Source organism: Snodgrassella sp. B3088, from assembly GCF_026535815.1.
GTDB classification, from domain to species: domain Bacteria; phylum Pseudomonadota; class Gammaproteobacteria; order Burkholderiales; family Neisseriaceae; genus Snodgrassella; species Snodgrassella alvi_E.
In genome coordinates this window covers 50737-71735 of sequence record NZ_JAFNPG010000039.1, presented here as the reverse complement: position 1 = coordinate 71735, position 20999 = coordinate 50737, and the positions used below count along the sequence as shown (strand labels likewise).

Annotated in this window: 21 protein-coding genes and 1 tRNA gene; 4 read left to right on the top strand and 18 right to left on the bottom strand. The window is 46.3% G+C overall.

The window, feature by feature from the left end; genetic code table 11:
- Positions 1-10: 10 nt before the first annotated feature.
- The 8 genes from fabG to J3U75_RS11105 all read right to left on the bottom strand — a co-directional run bounded on the left by fabG (position 11) and on the right by J3U75_RS11105 (position 6108).
- Complete coding sequence (gene fabG, locus J3U75_RS11140) at positions 11-757, bottom strand: 3-oxoacyl-ACP reductase FabG (protein WP_180295831.1); 747 nt, start codon at positions 755-757, stop codon at positions 11-13.
- 8 nt (positions 758-765) lie between these two features.
- On the bottom strand, positions 766-1710 hold the full coding sequence (fabD, locus tag J3U75_RS11135) for an ACP S-malonyltransferase (protein WP_267392157.1): 945 nt from the start codon (positions 1708-1710) through the stop codon (positions 766-768).
- A gap of 38 nt (positions 1711-1748) precedes the next feature.
- Positions 1749-2612, bottom strand: coding sequence for a hypothetical protein (locus tag J3U75_RS11130; RefSeq protein WP_267392156.1), 864 nt, complete (start codon positions 2610-2612; stop codon positions 1749-1751).
- Positions 2613-2634: 22 nt separating this feature from the next.
- Positions 2635-3597: a beta-ketoacyl-ACP synthase III gene (locus tag J3U75_RS11125; protein ID WP_267392155.1), complete on the bottom strand. Its 963-nt coding sequence runs from the start codon at positions 3595-3597 to the stop codon at positions 2635-2637.
- A gap of 76 nt (positions 3598-3673) precedes the next feature.
- Positions 3674-4699: a phosphate acyltransferase PlsX gene (gene plsX / locus J3U75_RS11120; protein ID WP_267392154.1), complete on the bottom strand. Its 1026-nt coding sequence runs from the start codon at positions 4697-4699 to the stop codon at positions 3674-3676.
- A gap of 3 nt (positions 4700-4702) precedes the next feature.
- On the bottom strand, positions 4703-5230 hold the full coding sequence (locus J3U75_RS11115) for a phosphoribosyltransferase (RefSeq protein WP_100140469.1): 528 nt from the start codon (positions 5228-5230) through the stop codon (positions 4703-4705).
- A gap of 163 nt (positions 5231-5393) precedes the next feature.
- Positions 5394-5573, bottom strand: a complete 180-nt coding sequence (rpmF, locus tag J3U75_RS11110) for a 50S ribosomal protein L32 (protein WP_100140470.1) — start codon at positions 5571-5573, stop codon at positions 5394-5396.
- A 31-nt stretch (positions 5574-5604) separates the two neighbouring features.
- Positions 5605-6108: a YceD family protein gene (locus J3U75_RS11105; RefSeq protein WP_267392152.1), complete on the bottom strand. Its 504-nt coding sequence runs from the start codon at positions 6106-6108 to the stop codon at positions 5605-5607.
- 51 nt (positions 6109-6159) lie between these two features.
- Between J3U75_RS11105 and J3U75_RS11100 the strand changes: the two genes are divergently transcribed.
- The 4 genes from J3U75_RS11100 to J3U75_RS11085 all read left to right on the top strand — a co-directional run bounded on the left by J3U75_RS11100 (position 6160) and on the right by J3U75_RS11085 (position 9241).
- Positions 6160-6750 carry a Maf family protein gene (locus J3U75_RS11100; RefSeq protein WP_267392151.1) on the top strand — a complete coding sequence of 197 codons (591 nt, stop codon included), beginning with the start codon at positions 6160-6162 and terminating at the stop codon, positions 6748-6750.
- A complete protein-coding gene (locus J3U75_RS11095) occupies positions 6747-7460 on the top strand; it encodes an SAM-dependent methyltransferase (protein ID WP_267392150.1) in 714 nt (237 codons plus the stop codon). Before J3U75_RS11100 ends, J3U75_RS11095 begins: the two co-directional genes overlap by 4 nt.
- An 84-nt stretch (positions 7461-7544) precedes the next feature.
- A tRNA-Pro gene (locus J3U75_RS11090) sits at positions 7545-7621 on the top strand.
- Positions 7622-7951: 330 nt separating this feature from the next.
- The gene (locus J3U75_RS11085) at positions 7952-9241 is read left to right on the top strand and encodes a dicarboxylate/amino acid:cation symporter (RefSeq protein ID WP_100140473.1); all 1290 of its coding nucleotides are present in this window, start codon (positions 7952-7954) and stop codon (positions 9239-9241) included.
- Between the two features lie 145 nt (positions 9242-9386).
- Here J3U75_RS11085 and metG read toward each other — a convergent pair whose 3' ends face one another.
- The 10 genes from metG to J3U75_RS11035 all read right to left on the bottom strand — a co-directional run bounded on the left by metG (position 9387) and on the right by J3U75_RS11035 (position 20858).
- Entirely contained in the window at positions 9387-11444 is a 2058-nt protein-coding gene (gene metG / locus J3U75_RS11080) for a methionine--tRNA ligase (protein WP_267392149.1), read from the bottom strand.
- A gap of 95 nt (positions 11445-11539) precedes the next feature.
- Entirely contained in the window at positions 11540-12103 is a 564-nt protein-coding gene (locus tag J3U75_RS11075) for a ubiquinone biosynthesis accessory factor UbiJ (protein WP_267392147.1), read from the bottom strand.
- Complete coding sequence (locus tag J3U75_RS11070) at positions 12097-12702, bottom strand: TIGR00730 family Rossman fold protein (RefSeq protein ID WP_267392146.1); 606 nt, start codon at positions 12700-12702, stop codon at positions 12097-12099. Before J3U75_RS11070 ends, J3U75_RS11075 begins: the two co-directional genes overlap by 7 nt.
- A gap of 63 nt (positions 12703-12765) precedes the next feature.
- Positions 12766-13842 (bottom strand): prephenate dehydratase, encoded by a 1077-nt coding sequence (gene pheA, locus J3U75_RS11065; RefSeq protein ID WP_267392145.1) that lies wholly within the window; start codon positions 13840-13842, stop codon positions 12766-12768.
- A 67-nt stretch (positions 13843-13909) separates the two neighbouring features.
- Positions 13910-15133, bottom strand: a complete 1224-nt coding sequence (locus J3U75_RS11060; RefSeq protein WP_267392144.1) for a multidrug effflux MFS transporter — start codon at positions 15131-15133, stop codon at positions 13910-13912.
- A 34-nt stretch (positions 15134-15167) separates the two neighbouring features.
- Positions 15168-16166 (bottom strand): ornithine carbamoyltransferase, encoded by a 999-nt coding sequence (gene argF / locus J3U75_RS11055; protein ID WP_267392143.1) that lies wholly within the window; start codon positions 16164-16166, stop codon positions 15168-15170.
- A gap of 10 nt (positions 16167-16176) precedes the next feature.
- The gene (gene dapE / locus J3U75_RS11050) at positions 16177-17334 is read right to left on the bottom strand and encodes a succinyl-diaminopimelate desuccinylase (RefSeq protein ID WP_370469925.1); all 1158 of its coding nucleotides are present in this window, start codon (positions 17332-17334) and stop codon (positions 16177-16179) included.
- 121 nt (positions 17335-17455) lie between these two features.
- The gene (gene alr / locus J3U75_RS11045) at positions 17456-18514 is read right to left on the bottom strand and encodes an alanine racemase (protein ID WP_267392142.1); all 1059 of its coding nucleotides are present in this window, start codon (positions 18512-18514) and stop codon (positions 17456-17458) included.
- Positions 18515-18544: 30 nt separating this feature from the next.
- Complete coding sequence (locus J3U75_RS11040; RefSeq protein ID WP_267392141.1) at positions 18545-19453, bottom strand: hypothetical protein; 909 nt, start codon at positions 19451-19453, stop codon at positions 18545-18547.
- Between the two features lie 148 nt (positions 19454-19601).
- Positions 19602-20858 carry a D-amino acid dehydrogenase gene (locus J3U75_RS11035; protein ID WP_100151806.1) on the bottom strand — a complete coding sequence of 419 codons (1257 nt, stop codon included), beginning with the start codon at positions 20856-20858 and terminating at the stop codon, positions 19602-19604.
- Positions 20859-20999: the final 141 nt, after the last annotated feature.

Genomic DNA, 20999 nt, shown 5'->3' with positions numbered 1-20999 from the left:
TAATCAGCGATTATGGCATCAGCATGCCTCCGTTGACATGTATAGTTTGTCCAGTGATGTAGCGTGCTTCTTCGCTAGCGAGAAACAATACCGCTGCAGCAACATCTTCAACAGTACCGAAATGATGTAATGCAGTTTGTGCGACAAAGGAATCTCGTTGTTCCTGTGGCAGTGCCTGTGTCATATCGGTTTCAATAAAGCCCGGAGCCACACAGTTTACGGTAATACCACGCGAACCGACTTCCCGTGCCAATGATTTGCTAAATCCGACCAAACCAGCTTTGGCCGCCGCATAATTTGTCTGACCGGCATTGCCGGTGAAACCGATTACTGAAGTCACATTGATAATACGTCCCCAGCGGGCTTTCATCATGCTGCGAGTGACAGCTTTACTGGCACGGAAAGCAGATTTGAGATTGACCTGCATGATTTCATCCCATTCGGTTTCTTTCATGCGCATCATAAGGTTGTCACGAGTTATACCGGCATTATTTACCAGAATGGCGATATTGCCGATATTACTTTCGATATCTGCTATCAGATTTTCAATACTGTTTTCTTCAGCGATGCGTAATTCACGCCCTTCTCCACCGAATTTAGACAGTGCTTGATTAATACTGGCTACTCCTGAAGCAGATGTGGCAGTACCAATGACTTTTGCACCTTTTTCTGCCAAAAAGCGGGCAATTGCCGCTCCAATGCCACGAGTAGCTCCAGTTACCAGTGCAACTTTTCCTGTTAAATCCTGATTCATTATTTTTTCTTTCAGCTAGCTGCATGTGCAGCAATAAAATTTTCAATGGTCTCAACAGTCGTAAATGCAGTACAGCTGGCACTTTTATCTATACGTTTAGTCAGACCGGCCAGTACTTTACCCGGACCACATTCTGCAAATTCGGTAATACCCTCTGTGACCATTTTGCTGACGGTTTCTGTCCAGCGTACCGGTGAATACAACTGTTCCACCAATGCCTGCCTGATTGCTTCCGGCTCACTATGCACAGCCACATCCACGTTATGTAATACTGGAATTTGTGGTGTTTTGATTTCTGTTTGTGCCAACGCGGTAGCAAGTTTAGCCGCAGCAGGTTTCATAAGACTACAATGTGATGGTACAGAAACCGGTAATGGCAAAGCACGTTTAGCGCCAGCTGCTTTAGCCAGCTCACAAGCGCGGTTAATTGCTTCAGTGCTACCGGCAATCACTACCTGTCCAGGCGAGTTGAAGTTCACTGCTTCGACAACAGATCCAGAAAGTTCGGTCTGTGCCTGCAGACATACTTGCCGTACTCCATCATCATCCAGTCCTAGTATAGCGGCCATTGCACCTTCACCGTTCGGTACAGCTTCCTGCATCAGCACGGCACGCAGGCGCACCAGTTTTACAGCATCTTTAAAGGCCAGACTACTGGCTGCAACCAAAGCTGTATACTCACCCAGACTATGGCCAGCTAGCATAACAGGATTTTGGCCATGCAGCTGCTGATAAACACGCCATGTAGCGATACCTGCTGTCAGCATCAGTGGCTGGGTATTGATGGTTTCATTCAGAGCAGCAGTATCTTCGCCATTCATCAGCGTCCATAAATCCTGCTCAAGCACTGCTGAGGCTTGGTCAAATGTTTCTTTAACCACAGGCATGTCATTGAAACCGGCCATCATATTGAGACTTTGAGACCCCTGACCGGGAAAGAAAAAAGCAATACTCATTGTTTTCCTTGATATGAATAAAACTGACTTCTGATTAATTATAAATGTGGCGGTAGGTTGGCTTGCAGAGGCTGATTATGATGCAGATACATTTTTGCTCCAGCCGGTGCACCAATTGCATAAGCCAGATTGGCTTCTAGAGTCTGGGTAAACGGCCCTTTATAGATTTTATTGCCCATATGAGTGAGATTAGATTGCGCATCTATGTAGACTTTGCCGCCTAGCTGATTCCATAAACGGCAAAAACTGAAATCCTCAGATAAGTAACGTTTGGTCTGCGGATCAACCAAACAATCGTAAAAACGGTAGTGATAGCCCTGATTGGCTACACCAAGCGAATCAGGCTGATATTGCAGCTCGGGATAAGCTTTCATCAGACGAGTAAAAACCTGACGTTTTATCACCATAAAACCTGTCGGTGCTTCTGGTAATTCAATAAACCCTTCGTCATCAACCTCTACATGCACTTCACGATTCTCATCTTCGCGAGTGATATTAATGGTATAGCGTGTATAAGTAGCATTAAACTGCTGCTGGGTCATATGCGCATCAATACCATCAGGCGGCCAAGATTCTCGCTTGAGCGGATACACACCGGCCACAATATCACGATCAGCCAGAAGCAGGCGCTGAAACGCTTCGGTTGAAAATCCGATGTCCGTATCTATCCAGCACAGATGCGTCCATTCGGAATGAGCCATAAACTCAGCAACACAGTTATTACGGGCTCGTGTAATCAGGCTTTCACCCTGATGCATGAATACCTGAAGGGGAAAACCGGCACGACTATGTGTATCCACTAAAGCCAGTAACGATTGCACATAATTGCCGAAGTAACGGCCATCATGGCTGGGAGACATGACAACTGGATACATACTTGCTAATGCAGTTTGAGGTAGCATAATCCGACTCTGAAAAACAAGGTTAGTATTTCAGGGTAATGGCTCCCCAGGCGAATCCGCCTCCTATTCCTTCAAGCAGCAATGTCTGGCCATGGCGGATTCGTCCGCTTCTAATACCTTCATCAAGAGCCAGTGGGATAGATGCTGCTGAAGTATTACCCTGCTCTGACAGCGTAACAATTACTTTATCCATAGGCACTCCCAGATGGCGTGCTGTGGATTCGATAATACGCAGATTAGCCTGATGCGGAATAATCCAGTCTATATCAGCTGGTTGCAGATTGGATTCTTCGATCACTTCTCTAGCCACATTGGCCAGTGCTTTAACTGCGAATTTATAAACTGCCTGTCCATCCATGTAGAGATATGGTGAACCTTCTATAGAACCGGCAGCAATCTTTCCCGGTGTTTGCAGAATTTGGCTATAACTGCCGTCTGCCTGTAATTTGGTACTAATGATACCACCTTCCTGTTCGGAAGCACCAAGAATCACTGCACCGGCACCGTCACCAAACAGAACACAAGTGCGCCGGTCATTCCAGTCCAGCAGCCGGCTGAATGTTTCGGCTCCGATTACCAGTGCGCGCTTCGCCATTCCACTTCTGATATAAGCGTTGGCTGTAGCCATGGCATACATGAATCCGGCACAAACTGCCTGAACATCAAATGCCGGACAGCCGGCAATACCAAGTTTGTTTTGTACGATACAAGCGGTAGCCGGAAATGTCATATCCGGTGTAGAAGTAGCCACGATAATCAGATCAATGTCTTTTGCACTTATGGCTGCATCGGCCAACGCTGCTTTGGCTGCAGCAACGGCCAAATCACTGGTCTGTTCATTTTCTGCGGCAATATGGCGCGCTTTAATTCCTGTTCGGGTAGCAATCCATTCATCAGAAGTATCGACGATTTTGCTCAGGTCATCATTAGTCAGCCGGCGTGCAGGCAGATAACTGCCTGTACCCAGAATATGAGCATTTAGCATGGCATAGTCTTTATTTACAACAAAGGCCACATTTTAAACAAAGTCATTTAACTTGTCTGCCTTTGTCACAGAGTGATTATTCTTCCAGTGCAGCCAGCTGCTGCGCCACACCAGCCTGAATTTTGGTGATTGAATCTGCTTTAATGGCTTTGTAAGCTTCCTGCAAGGCAAAACAGAAACCAATAGCATCGGTACCACCATGGCTTTTGATTACCACGCCACGCAGACCCAGAAAAATAGCACCGTTAAAGCGGCGCGGGTCGAGGCGGCGTTTAAATCCTTTGAGGGTAGGTAAAGCAATCAACGCAGCCAGTTTGTTGTATATGCTCCGAGTGAATTCTTCCTTAACGACTGTACCAACAAATTTAACCGCACCTTCAATGCTTTTAAGCATGGCATTGCCGGTAAAGCCATCGACAACCAGCACATCCACCTCAGATGTAAAAATAGCGTTGCCTTCTACATTGCCAACAAAATTCAAATCGCTGCGCTGTATTAGCTGGTGCGTTTCCTTTACCGTGGCATTACCCTTGATATCTTCTGTGCCCACATTGAGCAATCCCACCCGCGGTCGAGTGTTTTCAGGCGAAAGAGCGGCTACTTGCTGGCTACCTACAATGGCAAACTGTAAAAGCTGAGCACTGCTACAATCAACGTTGGCGCCCAAATCCAGCACCAGTGTCATGTGGTTGTTGCGGCCAGGTAAAAACTTAGCTATTGCCGGCCGGTCAATACCGGCAATGGTTTTCAGGACAAAGCGCGCAGTTGCCATCAGAGCGCCGGTATTACCGGCTGACACAGCAGCCTGCGCCTGCCCTTCTTTAATCTGGTTGATGGCCACACGCATGGAAGAATCTTTTTTATTCTTAAGTGCTGAAGTTGGCTCTTCATCCATACCGACGACTTCACTGGCCGGACAGATTGTAATCCGCTCCAGTGAAGCATTGGCTTTGATCAAAGCATTTCTGATTTTGGTTTCATCTCCGACCAGAATCAGGGCTGCATCAGTCTGCTGCTGTAAAAATGTCAGCGCTCCGGGAATGGTCACATCCAATCCGAAGTCACCACCCATTGCATCTACTGCGATGGTTTTTAAGGTCATAACCTATGCCTCAGGAGTTGTCTGCGCAGCTACATTTTCATAATGCTCATCAATATCAAGGGCATCCCATGGATAGTTAATCCACCAGTCATCAACCTGAATGGCACTGTAAAAAGGTAAATCTGCTGGCAACACCCCTTTTTTGGGTTTGCGTTTTTCATGCAGCACGGCTACACCAAGCTGCTGAAATCCTTCATGCTGTAATTCACGAACACAGTATTCGAGCGTGGCTCGACTGTCGTCTACTTCGTCAACAATCAGCAGTTTCTTGTCTTTCATTTTCTCGTCAAAGCCATTTGTCCATTGAATTTTCTGCGGACAGTCAGTTGGACGGTCATTGATATCGTAATAAGACAATGTAACGGTATAAACAGGAATATTCAGAAAGCTACGTAAGATACGTGCCGGAATGAATCCGCCGCCGCCAATAGCAATCATTGCATCGAATGATTGTCCTGATTTCTGAATTTTTTCGGCCAATTGCTTGATGGCTCGATGTATGTCTTCGTAGTTATACCAGATTTTTTTCATGGGAAACTCGAGTCAATATACAGCAGGCCGCTGATGGCTGCTGGTAAAGTGAAAGTATTATTTTAGCTGGAAAATATATCCTGCTAATTATGGATACAAAAAAGCCAGTGATTGCACAAGCAATGTCTGGCTTTCATACGCTCTGAATAATCACAGATGTGAGTTATTCACCTTTGGCTTTAATTACCTTGCGTCCACGGTACATACCGTTTGGGGAAATGTGGTGACGCAGATGTACTTCGCCGGTAGCGGTGTCAGTAGACACCTGTACAGCGGTCAGTCCGTCATGGGAACGGTGCATACCACGTTTTGAAGGTGATTTTTTGTTCTGTTGTACTGCCATGTTAAAGCTCCTGGAAAATTAGGTAAATTCGTTAGTGGCCGCTTTTCAGTCCTGCCAGTTTGGCAAATGGATTGCCAGCGTCTTGATTGGTTTTGGTTGCCAGAGTGTGATCACAGTCTTCATGTCGCGGAGCTACCGGAATGGCCATTAAAATCTGGTCTTCCAGAAGCGCAGTCAGATTATATTCTGCACTCCATACCACGCCTTCGAGTGTTTCATCAGCGGCCATGGCCTCGTCCAATAGCTGTTCGCTGGCAAACAGCACCACACGCGACTGGTCATTCAGCGTCCAGGAAACAGCCTGTAAACAGCGCTGACACACCAGTTTTAGTTCACCTTCTATACTGATATCGATAAAAGGACGCTGCCAACGGTCAATACCTCCGCTGACTTTATACTGGATAACGCCATCGCGTTGTGCTAAAAGTTCATGTGACCAGACCCGCCGATCCAGTGCTTGAAGCTGCAATTGACCGCTGAGTTGTTGCTGTTCACGTGTGAACGTCGCCGTATCAATCAAAATAGGGTCTAACATAAACGGCGGATGATATAATTTAAGCTTTATCATGTCAATGAGTTCGCACTTATGCCGAATGAGAAAAAGCTGATTCTGGCTTCAAGTTCATGTTTTCGACAGCAGCAGCTTAGGCAGCTGAATATCCCATTTGAAGCGGTTAAACCTGATTTTGAAGAAACACCACTTGCGGCAGAAACCGCACCACAGACTGCATTGCGTCTGGCTGGAGGTAAAGCACAGTCACTGGCTGAGCTTTATCCGGAAGCACTGATTATCGGCTGCGATCAGGTAGCTTGGTGCCGTGAACAGCAATTAGGCAAACCTCTGACCGTGGCAAAAGCACAACAGATGCTGAAATATTTAAGTGGTCAGGAAGTGATATTTTATAGTGCGCTAACTCTGCTAAATGTAGCTGAAAAGCGTCAGCATCAGCATATTGATGAAACTCGCGTGCAAATGCGCGCACTGACTGATACACAAATTAATCATTATTTAACACTGGAAGCAGATGCGGTGTACTGTGCAGGAGCGGCAAAAAGCGAAGGACTGGGAGCACTGTTGATTAAACAGATTGAAACCACTGACCCAAATGCATTGATTGGTTTACCAATTTTTCGTCTGGTGGATTTTTTGCTGGCAGAAGGAATTAATGTTCTATGAGTAATCCGGTGCTTTATCTGATTCCTACACCATTGGGTACAGCAGATACGCCTTGCCTGCTGGCACATGAACGGGAATATATTGTTGATTTGACTGATTTTGTGGTTGAAGCAGAAAAAACTGCACGGGCACATTTAAAAGCGTTTGGTGTACATACGCCGATTCGGGAGCTGAATCTGCGTACTTTAAATGAACACACACTAGAAGGCGATATTGCTGCTTTATTAGAGCCTTTACAGGCCGGGCGTAGTATGGGCTTACTTAGTGAAGCCGGCTGTCCAGCTGTGGCCGATCCGGGCGCACAATTGGTTGCACTGGCTCATCAGGCTGGTTTTACGGTCATACCGCTAGTAGGCCCTTCCAGTATTATGCTGGCACTGATGGCTTCAGGAGCAAATGGTCAGTGTTTTGCGTTTAAAGGTTATCTGCCGGCTGAAAAAAATGCGCGGATTGAACGGTTGCGCGTTTTGGAAAACCGTTCACGGCAGGAAAATGAAACTCAGCTTTTTATTGAAACGCCTTACCGTAACGATGCTTTGCTTGCTGATGCTATTGCCAGCCTGCATCCTCAAACTCGTCTGTGTATTGCTGCGGATTTAACGCTGCCTACTCAAACTATTATTAGTCAGAATATTGCTAAGTGGCGCAGCATGAAAACCTTGCCAGTGCTGAAAAAAAGACCCTGTTTGTTTGTGTTGTATGCGGGTTGATAGCTGATAGACATTTTTTATCAAATTATTTCTTCACTACCCTTGTCAAGGTACATATCGCTGCCTATAATGCACAACTTATTTCGGAGTGTAGCGCAGCCCGGTAGCGCACCTCGTTCGGGACGAGGGGGTCGAAGGTTCGAATCCTTTCACTCCGACCAGATTTTTAAAACCGTCTGTACCAGTGGTACAGACGGTTTTTTATATATTGCAATATATGCTATTGGACTTTTATTGTAAATAATTAATCTTTCTATTTATACCAAAGTAAATTATATTATGCTGTATGGTAATAATTTTTTTTAACATATTGTTTTTATATTATTATTTATCATCCATTCTACTTGAGTAGCATATAACTGTCATTTAGTAATTAATAATGCTTTTCTGTTAAGTTATGTTGGCTTTATAATCAACAAATTATGTCTCTTATGGCTCATAATAAATTCTATACTCTGTAGTTTTTAAACACAAACCATCGAAAGATCAGTATGTTACCACTCGAAATTGAGGAAATGAATCCGCCACCGAAAAAACAGCGGTGGTATCAGGTTCTTTATGTACAGGTAATAATTGCCATTATTATTGGTATTTTACTTGGCAATTTTTTCCCCAGTGTTGGCGAAAGCATGAAGCCGTTGGGAGATGCTTTTATCAAGTTAGTTAAAATGATCATCTCACCGGTTATTTTCCTTACTGTGGTAACCGGCATCGCTGAGATGACCAATATGAAAACCATGGGACGAGTGGCCGGCAAGGCCATGGTTTATTTTCTGACCTTTTCTACGCTGGCTCTGGCTATCGGTTTGATTGTGGCCAATATTGCTCAGCCGGGACATGGTCTGAATATTGACCCGAGTTCTTTGCAAAGTGCAAAAGTACATGAATATGTACAGAAATCACATGAATCCAGCCTGACTGGTTTTCTGATGGACATCATTCCAACTACAGCGATGAGTCCGCTTACTAATGGCAATATTTTGCAAACTCTGTTTATTGCCATTCTGTTTGGCATTTCACTGGCATTGATTGGTGAAAAAGCCCGTCCGCTGATTAATATCTTTCAGGATTTATCGGCTCCGGTTTTCAAAATGGTGTCTATTCTGATGCGTGCGGCTCCAATAGGTGCGTTTGGTGCCATGGCGTTTACTATCGGTAAATACGGTATTAGTTCGATTGGTAATCTGCTCTATTTGATTCTGACTTTCTATATTTCTTCGGTGTTGTTTATTCTGATTGTGTTGGGTGCAGTAGCACGTTACAACGGTTTTTCGATTATCAAACTCGTGAAATACATTAAAGAAGAACTGCTGCTGGTACTGGGTACTAGCTCTTCCGAAGCGGCTTTACCTACACTGATGCAGAAAATGGAAAAAGCCGGCTGTCAGAAATCAATTGTGGGGCTGGTGGTACCAACGGGCTATTCATTTAATCTTGATGGTACCAATATTTACATGACAATGGCTGCGTTGTTTATTGCACAGGCATGTAATATTGATCTTACTCTGGAACAGCAGGTTCTGCTGCTGCTGGTAGCCATGCTCAGCTCTAAGGGCGCAGCCGGTGTGACTGGCGCTGGCTTTATTACACTAGCTGCTACATTATCTGTTGTACCATCTGTACCGGTAGAAGGCATGGCGCTTATTCTAGGTATTGACCGCTTTATGTCTGAATGCCGCGCCCTAACCAATCTAGTAGGAAACGCCTGTGCCACGATTGTGGTGGCTCGCTGGGAGAAAAGTTTGGATTCAGAACGCCTACATGAGGTATTGAACAAATAGCTCTTTCAAAGCATCACAGCTCTAGTCAGACAATAGTAGGTAATAAGTGATGGAATAAGTATTTCGTCACTTATACTGATTCATCTTCATCCAATAAAAAAACAGACCCGTTAAATTAAACGGGTCTGTTTTTTTATAGCTTAAATCAACCGACTTTCATACCGGGTTTGGCACCACTATCCACATCCAGTAAAAACAATTTGCCATTTCCGGCGGCAGAAGTAATCATGCCTTCTGACATACCGAATTTGGCCATTTTACGAGCAGCGAAATTAGCCACAACAATAACCATGCGGCCGACCAGTTTTTCCGGCTCTGGATAGCTGGCCGCGATACCAGAAAAGATGGTGCGTTGTTCAAAACCAAGGTCTACCTGAAATTTCAGTAATTTGCTGCTACCTTCCACTTTTTCACAGCTCATTACTTTGGCGACGCGCATATCAATTTTCATGAAGTCGTCAAATGAAGCGGTGGCAGCCACGGGTTCATACGAGGCTGCCGGAACCTCTGCTGTCGGCTGGATATTCTGACGATTGGCGGCAATTAGGTCATCTATCTGTTTTTGTTCAACACGCTGCATGAGATGCTGATAGGTATTAATGCTGTGTCCGGCAGGTAATACAGAAGTACTATCAGACCAGTTTAACGGAGCCACATTAAGAAAGGCTGCCGCTTCAGTGGCCAGTTGCGGTAATACAGGTGACAGATACACTGTTAGGATACGGAAAGCATTAATCAGCTCGCTACATACCTGCTGTAACCTTGCTTCCTGCCCTTCTTGCCGTGCCAGTTCCCATGGTTTGTTGGCATCGACATATTCATTCACCACATCAGCCAGTGCCATGATTTCACGCAGTGCGCGTGCATATTCGCGTGCTTCATAGCTGGCGGCAATGGTTTCACTCTGTGCCTGCAACTGCGGCAGTAATGAGCTGGTGCTGACGTCTGTTAATTTACCTTGAAAACGCTTGCTGATGAAACCAGCTGCGCGGGCGGCAATATTGACATATTTGCCGACTAAATCGCTGTTCACGCGGGCAATAAAATCATTCAGATTTAAATCCAGATCTTCAATTTTGCTGTTGAGTTTGGCAGCAAAATAATAACGCAGCCATTCTGGATTCAAGCGTTGTTCTAGATAAGAACGTGCAGTGATGAATGTACCACGGGATTTAGACATTTTCTGCCCGTCAACGGTAAGAAAACCATGAGCAAATACACCGGTTGGTGCGCGCAGATTGGCATATTTCAATGTAGCCGGCCAAAATAGTGCATGGAAATAGAGAATGTCTTTGCCAATGAAATGATACATTTCGGTATCAGTATTAGGTTGGAACCATTGCTCAAAATCAACGCCAATACGATTACACAGATTTTTAAAGGAAGCCATATAGCCAATTGGGGCATCCAGCCATACATAAAAATATTTGCCCGGTGCATCCGGAATTTCAAAACCGAAATAAGGAGCATCCCGACTGATGTCCCAATCACTCAGATTGTCATCATCCAACCACTCTTTCATTTTATTCAGGGCTTCTGCCTGCAGGTGCGGTTGCATGCGGCCGTCTGCCAGCTGAGTACTGCCGGCAGTCCATTGCTTCAGATAATCAGCACACTCGCCAAGTTTGAAGAAGAAGTGTTCTGACTCTTTCAGTACCGGTGTCGCACCGGAAATTGCTGAATACGGCTTAATTAGCTCAGTTGGGCTATAGGTCGTGCCGCAGACTTCACAATTATCACCATATTGATCTTGTGCATGGCATTTTGGACATTCGCCCTTTACAAAGCGGTCTGGCAGAAAAAGATTTTTTTCTGGATCGAATAGTTGCTCAATCGTACGGCTTTCAATTTTGCCATTGGCTTTTAAGGCCAGATAGATGCTGCGTGATAAAGCTTCGTTTTCTGGAGAATGGGTGCTGTAATAGTTATCGTAGCCAATGCCGAAACCACTAAAGTCGGCCAGATGGTCTTCCCGTACTCTGGTAATCATTTCTTCTGGCGAGATGCATTGCTTTTGTGCCGCCAACATTACCGGAGTGCCGTGAGTATCATCAGCGCAGACGTAATAACATTCGTGGCCACGTGCTTTTTGAAAACGTACCCAGATATCGGTCTGGATGTGTTCTACCATATGTCCCAGATGTATGTTGCCATTGGCGTACGGCAAAGCTGAGGTAACCAGTATTTTGCGTTGTTGTGTCATGATTTGCTGTATCGTTGAAATTCACTAAAAACTGCTGAAATTATACCAGAGCCTTTTTGCTGCAACAGTAATGACCGCTGGCAGCTTAATGGGTATTATTTCGTCTGTTGTTGCAAAAGGCTGAGGCGGGCTGCAAGGCGAGCTGTATCGTCGCGCAGCATTTCAACCTGTGCGGCAAACTGCTGCAACTGAACTTTGCTCACAACCACTGCATCGCTTTCCTGTGCATAGTCAGCAATCTGTGCTGCAATACTCTGACTGATGCCACACCCCTGCTGATATAGATTTTCCAGCTCCAGCGCTGCTTTCCCGCCGATGGCATCGCCCAAAAGCCGCGCCAAATCATCACGCCAGTCATACTGTAATGCCTGTATCAACGGCAGAATAGCCATGCCCAATGCACGGTCACCAGTAATGGCAATATCACCAACTCCCGGTTGCTGGCCAATGAGCATTTTAGTCAAAGCGGTGGAAGCAATGGTAATGGTAGTTTCAGCTTCAGTGTTGTCTTCTTGCCAGAAACCCTGAGCATCGATGCGGCCTTTGAGTGTCAGCATTGGTAGCACCAGTGCTACTACCCGTTGCTGGTATTGCTGCCAGCTGGCTTTCAGTTCAACATTTTGCTGAATAAGGTGATTCAGTACTGCCAAAGTCAGCATAATGTATCTCTTATCTGCTGCGCCCATTGCGGAGTCACCCATTTCACCGCATCACGCGGCTGCCAGTGGCGTAACTGATCTAATAACGCTGCAGGTGTTGTGGCTTTACACAGTAAATCCATGTTTTCTGGCGGCATGAATCCGGCGGTAACTGTGTTTTGCAACATTTGAATCAATGGATCAAAAAAACCGGCTACATTCAGAATTCCTACTGGATGCGGATGCAGCTTGAGCTGTGCCTGTGATAAGACTTCAAATAATTCTTCATAGGTACCCAGACCACCGGGCATGGCAATGAAGGCATCAGCCAGTTCTATCATTTTGTTTTTGCGCTCTGTCATATTAGAAGTTTCATACAGTTCGCTTAGCCCCGGATGTGCGCCTTCAAGATTTTTCAAAAAGCTAGGAATTACGCCTATGGCTTCTCCGCCATGGTCGAGCACAGATGAAGCGATGGTACCCATCAGACCGATATTGCCACCTCCGTAAACGAGACGATAGCCTTGTTGTGCCATTTCTTTGCCCAGTTGCTGGGCTGCATCAAAATAGGCTTTATTCTGTCCCAGATTGGAACCACAATAGACAACGATATTTTTCATGCTTGTTTTGTCTCCAAGTCAGAGGCGAATATTAACTGTTAGTATCAATTATTAGCTTTACATTCATATTACTGCCTGCGGATAAGAACCGATTATTTTTAGGAATGCTGAACGTTGCTGCAAGGCAGTCAATGCGGCGGCTACATCAGCATCTTGCTGGTGACCCTCGATATCAATAAAGAACACATATTCCCATAATCCACCACGACTGGGGCGGCTTTCAAGTTTGGTCATGGATACATGATGGTCTGCAAAAGGCTGGAGCAAATCATGTACGGCACCTGCTTTGTTGGGTGCAGCTACAATCAATGAGGTTTTATCGCGACCACTGCTGGTGGTGATATTGCGCCCAAGTACGAGAAAACGGGTTGTATTGTTGGGTTCGTCTTCGATATTCTGCGCCAGTATCTGCAACTGGTAATGGTCAGCTGCCATTAGAGAAGCAATGGCGGCAGCGCTACAGTCAGCAGCAGCCAGCCGTGCTGCTTCGGCATTACTGGCAACCGCAATGCGAGCTGTTTGCTCGGGCAGATTTTTCTCCAACCAGCTTCGGCACTGTGCCAGTGCCTGCGCATGTGCATAAACTTTAGTAATGTTTTCTGTGGAATCGATGATACGCAATAATTGATGATGAATGCGTAGATTAACTTCACCACAAGCTTTTAATGGTGTGGTTAGCAACAAATCTAGGCTGCGCCCGACGGAACCTTCGGTCGAATTTTCAATTGGCGTGACAACATAATCGGCTTGTTGCGCCTCTACCAGACGAAATCCTTCGTCTATTGAAGTGCATGGCTGTGTCTGCGCGGCCTGACCAAAGTGTTTGATCGCTGCTTGCTGGGTAAAGGTACCCTGCGGACCAAGATAAGCAATGGTCAAAGGTCGTTCCAGCGCCAAACATTCACTCATAATGGCTCGCTGTAAACGGGCAACCGCCTGACTGGATAGTGGCCCAGGATTCTGTTCCTGTATACGGCGCAAAACAATTGCTTCGCGTTCAGGACGATAGACGATTCCTTCTCCTTTTAAAGTACCGATAGCCTGAGCGTGGCTGGCACGCTGGTTCAGTAAGCGCAAAATTTCGCTGTCTATCTGGTCTATGGCATCGCGATGTGGTTTGAGTTTATCGTTATCAGACATAATTAGTAGTGTTTTAATTGTTGTTCAGAAAAACATGAAAAAGGCAGCCTGCTGCGGCTGCCCGAAATCAACGGTGCTTTTTCTGCCACGCAGTGCGCGACAGAGCCCATAGTAAAATAGCACCGCAACTAGTAGAAATCAGCATCATGGTGGGCATCACATGAGTCGAACCATTATGCAGCAAGGTAGTCAGCCAGCCAACAGTAGCGGCGATCAAAAATTGCATGGTTCCGAGTACTGCATTGGCACTGCCACCGATTTTACGGAAATAGCTCATAAAACAAGCCTGAGTATTGGAACCAATTAAACCCTGTGAACCGATGGAAAACATAATCAGACCCAATAGCAGAAAAAATGGTGGCCGGTTCATGCTCCACACCACGATGGTCAGCAGTAAATTACAGCCTAGTTGTAGCAGCACACCACTAAGCAGAATATTGCGTGCCGGCGTCGTACGCAGACGGTAAGCTGTGATCCGATTAAACAGCATCATGGTAATCACATTGGCACCGAATGCCCATGAATACTCATGCGGACTCAGGCCATAGATATTCATGTATAAGAAAGACGATTCGGTGAGAAAAACAAACATTGCCGCAAACGCAGCAGTCTGAAAAAACATGAATCCCAATGCCTCGCGCTCATGGAAAACCATTGAAAAATTCTGTTTTATCTTATGAAATACCTGACTATCTAACGGCTGAATATCCATTTTGACCTGCGGCATAAAGCGCCACACGCATAGCAGCACAATTAGAGCATAAAGCAGCAGAAAGATAAAAATAACACGCCACCCACCTAATGCCGCCAGCGCCGTACCCAGCATCGGTGCAGCTAACGGAGCAGCAAGGGTAATGATACCAATGGTGGCAAACATTTTTGCTGCTTCATTACCATGGAAAAAATCACGCACGGTTGCGCCAACAGTAACCGTGGCCATGCCGCCACCAATGGCCTGAATCCAGCGCCAAAACAGCAGCTCATCTGCTGAATCAATGAATACAATGGCAATGGCTGAAAGCAGGTAAACGCTCAGGCCAATCATGGCAATGACCTTACGTCCTTTAATATCGGATATTGCTCCCCCAAATAGTTGTCCCAGTGCCACGCCAAACATAAAGCTGGCCAAACTGCGTTCAATCTGATCGATAGGTGCATGCAGAGAAGAAGCCATTTCCGGCACAGAAGACAAATAAATATCTGTAGAAAATGGCATAATGGCCACCATCACTGACAATAAAAAAGCCAAATGATGCGGATTGATTAATAACTGATTGGAGGTTGCTTTCATAACTATTCTCTCCGTTGACAGCAGGCTAAACCTTTCAGGTACTCAGTAATGCCACCAGTACAGCTTTGATGGTGTGCATACGATTTTCTGCCTGCTCAAATACGATAGATGCATTACTTTCAAATACATCCTCACTCACTTCAGCACCATCCAGAGCAAACTCTTCAAAGAGCCACTGACCTATGCCGGTATCACGATTGTGAATAGCGGGCAAACAGTGCATGAATCTAACATTGGGATTGTGACTAGCAGCCAGTAACTGTGAATCTACGCGATAAGACTTTAGCTGCTCTATCCGTTCCCGCCACACTTCTTTGGCCTCACCCATCGATACCCAGACATCAGTGTGGATAAAATCGGTTTGATCGACTGCGGCGGCTGCATCTTCGGTTAAAGTTATCCGCGCTCCAGTCTGCTCAGCTATGCTACGACACTGACTGACTAAATCATCGTTTGGCCAGAAAGCACGTGGTGCGCCGATGCGTACATCCATTCCCATTTTGGCACCGGCTACCAGCAAAGAATTACCCATGTTGTAACGCGCATCACCCACATAGGTATAAGCAATCTGGTTTAGAGATTTTTTACAGTTTTCCTTCATAGTCAGCAAATCAGCCAACATCTGTGTCGGATGGAATTCATTGGTTAATCCGTTAATCACCGGCACACCGGCAAATTCTGCCAGCTGCTCGACAATCTCCTGACCATAACCTCGGTATTCAATCGCATCATACATGCGGCCGAGAACACGTGCGGTATCACGAATGCTTTCCTTATGACCAATCTGACTGCCGCTACTGTCCAGATAAGTTACATGTGCTCCCTGATCGTGTGCTGCCACTTCAAAGGCACAACGGGTACGGGTAGAAGTTTTCTCAAAAATCAGAGCAATGTTTTTACCGCCTAGACGGGGTTGTTCCACACCGATTTTCTTTTCGGTTTTCAGTCTCGCCGCTAGGTCGAGCAGATTCTGAATTTCAGCTGGCGTATAGTCCAGCAGTTTTAAAAAATGTTTCTGGTTCACCGTACTCATTATTTTCTCCTTATTTATGTAGGCAGGCATCAGGCCAGGCCAGCTGCTGAAGCATGTTTTCATATATTGCCGATAACTGTGCCAGCGCAGTAATATCCACGCACTCATCAATCTGATGAATGGTCGCATTAACCGGCCCTAGCTCAATGAGTTCCCGAGCTATGTTTTTAATGAAACGGCCATCAGAAGTACCGCCCGTGGTAGACAGCTCGGCATCCACACCGCAAACAGACTTGATGGCTTTCTGCGCTACGTCGGTTAAACGACCGGCAGTCGTTAGAAAAGGCTGTCCGGACAATGTCCAGTCTATATCATAGTGTAAATTATGCTTATCTAAGATAGTGTGTACACGCTGACGTAGATTTTCGGCACTGGATTCAGTGGAAAAACGGAAGTTAAACTGCACAGTAAGCTCGCCTGGAATCACATTGGTGGCACCAGTACCGGCATGTATATTGGAAATCTGAAAACCGGTAGGAGGAAAATAGGTATTACCATCATCCCAGTGCATGGCAGTGAGTTCAGCCAGTGCTGCCGCTGCTAAATGGACAGGGTTGGCGGCCAGATGCGGATAAGCCACATGTCCCTGCCGGCCGTATACCCGCAATGTGCCGGATAAGGAGCCGCGCCGGCCGTTTTTTATCATGTCACCCAGTGTATCTGCAGCAGTAGGCTCACCAACAATGCAATAATCAATCAGTTCACCACGCTGTTTCAGGGTTTCGACCACACGTTTGGTGCCATCGTGTCCGTCACCCTCTTCATCTGAAGTTATCAGCATAGCCAAACGCAGTGGCAAATCCGGCTGTTGCAGCAGTAAGCGTTCGCAGGCAGTAACAAAAGCCGCGACACTGCTTTTCATATCAGCAGCTCCGCGGCCAAATAATTTGCCTTCACGCTCTGTCGGCGTAAATGGAGGCGAGTTCCAGCGGCTTTCGTCACCGGCCGGTACCACATCTGTGTGTCCGGCAAAGCATATCAGCGGCCCCTGATTGCCCCATCGCGCATAAAAATTATCGGTCTCTCCAAAACGCATGGTTTCAATGTTAAAACCAAGTGCGCTGAGCCTGCTCATCAGCAGAGGCTGGCAGCCATGATCATCTGGTGTGACAGACGGCTGTGCAATCAATGCTTTGGCCAGTTTCAGTGTTTCTATTTCCATTATCATAAACTCAATAAAAAATAACTTCAGGCAGCTTGCACAGCTGCCTGAAAACATATTACATCTTTATAAACCAAATTTTCTGTCTTGCCAAACATTTACCCAAAAATTGACAAACCATGGCATCTTATTCATATACCATTTCCGCCCGTTTAACATTACACAGCAGCTCATAGGAAATAGTGCCGGCAGCAGCAGCCACCTCATTGACATTCACCACATCGCCCCATAATTCAACTTCGCTGCCAAGAGACTGGCGGTGGTCATCCAGCTGTACTGTCATCATATCCATAGAAACTCGCCCCAAAACACAGCTACGTGCTCCATCTATGGCCACAGGTGTACCCGTTGCCGCACGACGCGGATAACCGTCAGCATAGCCGCAAGCCACCAACCCGACGCGGGTTGAACGTGAAGTCACAAAGCTGGCACCATAGCCGATTGGCTCTCCCATCTGCAAAACACGCTCACCAAATACTTTACTTACCAGCCGCATCACCGGCTTAAAGCGGCTGTCAGTTCCACCCATCGGCGAAATTCCGTACAGCGCCAAACCAGCACGTCCCCAGCCGCACTGGGTTTGCGGATACGCCATAATCGCGGCAGAATTGGCCAAACTGACATCTCCAGGTAAATCGGCACATACCATCTCGAACGTGTGAATTTGTTCTGCAGTCATGGTTTTCATAGGTTCATCAGCACAGGCAAAATGAGTCATTTTAACCACTTCAGCTACCTTATCACTTTGAGCCAGTGCCTGATAGGCCGGTGCATAATCATGCGGAAAAAAACCAGTACGATGCATGCCCGAATCCATTTTCAGCCATACCGTTACCGGTTTTTGCCAGTTGTGCGCCAACAATGATTCCAGCTGCCATAAATTACCCACTACTGGCCACAATCGATATTGATCAACCAGTGCATATTCTTCCTGCGCAAAAACACCTTCCAGCATAACAATAGGTATTTCTATACCCGCATTACGCAACTCTACCGCCTCGTTGATGCAAGCTACTGCAAAACCATCGGCCACATCAGCCAGCGCCTGTGCACAAGGTACCGCCCCATGGCCATAGGCATTGGCCTTCACCACAGCCAGCATTCTGCCGCCGCCATGCATCTGTTTCAGAGCCAGAAAATTATCACGCAAATGATTTAAACGAATATGCGCAACTAACGGACGCATTATTGATCCCCTGTATTGATGTCTGTCATATTATTGTTTCAGTAAAGCAATGCCGGTAAGCGGACCAAACTGTGCCAGTTTATACAAAGGCCCGCGCTGCTGTATATCATAACGCCACAGATTACCACCCAAATCCGTAATATAGATTAGCGAATGGACAAAATCCGCAGCCAGCCCGATTCCTTCCTGTAAACCGGTAGCCAATACCTGATGGTCTCTCAGCCCGTCTGTGCAGATGGCTGCACAATTCAGGCTATTTCCTCCAGCAGCATCGAGACCTCTGTCCGTCCAGTACAGCATCTGGTTGACATGGTCTATTTCCAGATCAATAGGTTCGGGCAGATTATCCAGTACCGTCTCAATATCGCTGCGGGTCGCAGCATCAAATTCAGCTTCCGGCTGCAGATGGGCTCGCAGGATACGACCTTCTCCTCCTTTCGGCCGCCCTTTCTGTGTCCAGTAAAAATAATTATGCTGCTTATCCAATGCAATGCCCACACAATGGCGCGCATAGTCATGCGCATCTCGCGGATACAACCCAGTTTGTACCAGTACATCCGTTTTTCCGCTTCGCAAATCATAGCGGCAGACACGCATTCCCTCACGGTCACACCAGTAAAGCTGACCCTCATCTTCATCAAACACCAGTTGCTTGCCGGTAACAAACAAACCATGTCCAACCAGCTCATGCCGCTGCTGTCCGTCGAGCGAAACTTCAGCAATCATTCCATCGGCCTGAAAAAATTCCAGAGAATCCGGTTCTTTTATTCGACCCATACTGGAATAAAACAATCGTTGATGGTGGATATCAACAGCAATTCCATCTGGAAAATCATGCAGCTCATCAGCCAGAATCTGGTGTGCTCCCGTCTGAGGATTGAATACGATTATCCTGCCAACAGGTGCAACTTCCAGCAACAAAATTTTATCGTCAGCCATATACAAACCTTTTCAACAGGATAACCTACATTTTCCGGCCGGAAAATTGGCGCCTGTCAGATTAATAATATATTAACCGTAATGATAAAACTTTTTACATCCTGTGTATGCCACAGACTGTTACACCAGACCGAACTATCTGACATATCTACACATATCGAGCTAACGACAAATCACCAGTTTCAATTTCCGGCTTCACTCCGCTAATGATATCTGCCAAAACTTTTCCCGAACCCAGCCCCATCGTCCAACCCAGCGTACCGTGGCCGGTATTCAGCGACAGATTCACAAACCGGCTGGCACCGATAATCGGCGTACTATCCGGCGTCATCGGCCGCAGGCCGCTCCAGAAAAAAGCTTCCGATGTATGGCAACTGCCAGGAAACAGATCATTCACCACTAAATCTAACACCACCTTGCGAGCCGGATTTAAATGAATACGATAACCCGATAATTCAGCCATTCCACCAGCACGGATGCGTTCATCAAAACGTGTCACAGCCACCTTATAGGTTTCATCAATCACCGTAGAAACGGGAGCTTTATCCTTATCAATAATAGGAATTGTCAGTGAATAACCTTTTACCGGATAAACAGGCAAATTTATTCCCAGTTTACGCATCATACTGCGGCTGAAACTTCCCAAAGCACAAACATAATGGTCCGCATTAAACCACTGACCATTTGCCTCTACCCCTTTAATCGAACACTTATCCTGCCGGATATCAGTAATCGCATGCCGATACAGAAATTTTACCCCCAGCGCCTCACATTTCTCAGCCAGACGGGTGGTGAATAAATGGCAGTCTCCAGTACCGTCTTGAGGCAAATATAGAGCACCAGCTAACCTGCCGGCCATATGAGCCAATGCCGGTTCATACTGCGTACATTCCGTCACGCTGTTTAGTATCTGCAACGGCACACCAAAATCCTGTAAAACAGCAATATCCGAACGCGAATCAATCACTTCTTTTTCGGTACGGAAAATCTGCAACGTACCCTGCCGGCGTCCTTCGTACTGAATATTCTCTTCAGCTTCCAGCTGCCGCAACATTTCTCGGCTATATTCTGAAATACGAACCATACGTTCTTTATTGGTCGCATAGCTTTGCGCATTGCAATTGCGATACATCTGCCACAGCCAGCGTAGCTGAAACAGACTGCCATCAGGCCTGATCAGCAGCGGGGAATGTTCTTTAAACAACCACTTGCTTATTTTGGCTGGTATACTTGGTGCAGCCCACGGCGTGGTATAGCCATAGGATAACTGGCCGGCATTAGCAAAACTGGTTTCCATTGCTGCTTGATCAGCTCGCTCCAGCACTGTTACCTCATGACCGGCCTTGGCTAAATACCAGGCAGTGCTTACCCCAACAATACCTGCCCCCATAATCAGAACTTTCATTACATTAGCTCCCTGAAAATCAAACCGGAATATCGCGGCTGTTTAATGGCAGAATCCTGAAAATAAACTGTTTAGTAACTTCTCCTAGTGTAAACAAAGAATGATAGTGAATTTCACTTTATTTTTACCAAAAAAAGGTGT

Bases quoted from the DNA above. Each gene is read 5' to 3' on its own strand.
- fabD (WP_267392157.1), bottom strand. From the start codon at position 1,710: ATGAGTATTGCTTTTTTCTTTCCCGGTCAGGGGTCTCAAAGTCTCAAT.
- J3U75_RS11130 (WP_267392156.1), bottom strand. From the start codon at position 2,612: ATGCTACCTCAAACTGCATTAGCAAGTATGTATCCAGTTGTCATGTCT.
- J3U75_RS11125 (WP_267392155.1), bottom strand. From the start codon at position 3,597: ATGCTAAATGCTCATATTCTGGGTACAGGCAGTTATCTGCCTGCACGC.
- plsX (WP_267392154.1), bottom strand. From the start codon at position 4,699: ATGACCTTAAAAACCATCGCAGTAGATGCAATGGGTGGTGACTTCGGA.
- J3U75_RS11115 (WP_100140469.1), bottom strand. From the start codon at position 5,230: ATGAAAAAAATCTGGTATAACTACGAAGACATACATCGAGCCATCAAG.
- rpmF (WP_100140470.1), bottom strand. From the start codon at position 5,573: ATGGCAGTACAACAGAACAAAAAATCACCTTCAAAACGTGGTATGCAC.
- J3U75_RS11105 (WP_267392152.1), bottom strand. From the start codon at position 6,108: ATGTTAGACCCTATTTTGATTGATACGGCGACGTTCACACGTGAACAG.
- J3U75_RS11100 (WP_267392151.1), top strand. From the start codon at position 6,160: ATGCCGAATGAGAAAAAGCTGATTCTGGCTTCAAGTTCATGTTTTCGA.
- J3U75_RS11095 (WP_267392150.1), top strand. From the start codon at position 6,747: ATGAGTAATCCGGTGCTTTATCTGATTCCTACACCATTGGGTACAGCA.
- J3U75_RS11085 (WP_100140473.1), top strand. From the start codon at position 7,952: ATGTTACCACTCGAAATTGAGGAAATGAATCCGCCACCGAAAAAACAG.
- metG (WP_267392149.1), bottom strand. From the start codon at position 11,444: ATGACACAACAACGCAAAATACTGGTTACCTCAGCTTTGCCGTACGCC.
- J3U75_RS11075 (WP_267392147.1), bottom strand. From the start codon at position 12,103: ATGCTGACTTTGGCAGTACTGAATCACCTTATTCAGCAAAATGTTGAA.
- J3U75_RS11070 (WP_267392146.1), bottom strand. From the start codon at position 12,702: ATGAAAAATATCGTTGTCTATTGTGGTTCCAATCTGGGACAGAATAAA.
- pheA (WP_267392145.1), bottom strand. From the start codon at position 13,842: ATGTCTGATAACGATAAACTCAAACCACATCGCGATGCCATAGACCAG.
- J3U75_RS11060 (WP_267392144.1), bottom strand. From the start codon at position 15,133: ATGAAAGCAACCTCCAATCAGTTATTAATCAATCCGCATCATTTGGCT.
- argF (WP_267392143.1), bottom strand. From the start codon at position 16,166: ATGAGTACGGTGAACCAGAAACATTTTTTAAAACTGCTGGACTATACG.
- dapE (WP_370469925.1), bottom strand. From the start codon at position 17,334: ATGATAATGGAAATAGAAACACTGAAACTGGCCAAAGCATTGATTGCA.
- alr (WP_267392142.1), bottom strand. From the start codon at position 18,514: ATGCGTCCGTTAGTTGCGCATATTCGTTTAAATCATTTGCGTGATAAT.
- J3U75_RS11040 (WP_267392141.1), bottom strand. From the start codon at position 19,453: ATGGCTGACGATAAAATTTTGTTGCTGGAAGTTGCACCTGTTGGCAGG.
- J3U75_RS11035 (WP_100151806.1), bottom strand. From the start codon at position 20,858: ATGAAAGTTCTGATTATGGGGGCAGGTATTGTTGGGGTAAGCACTGCC.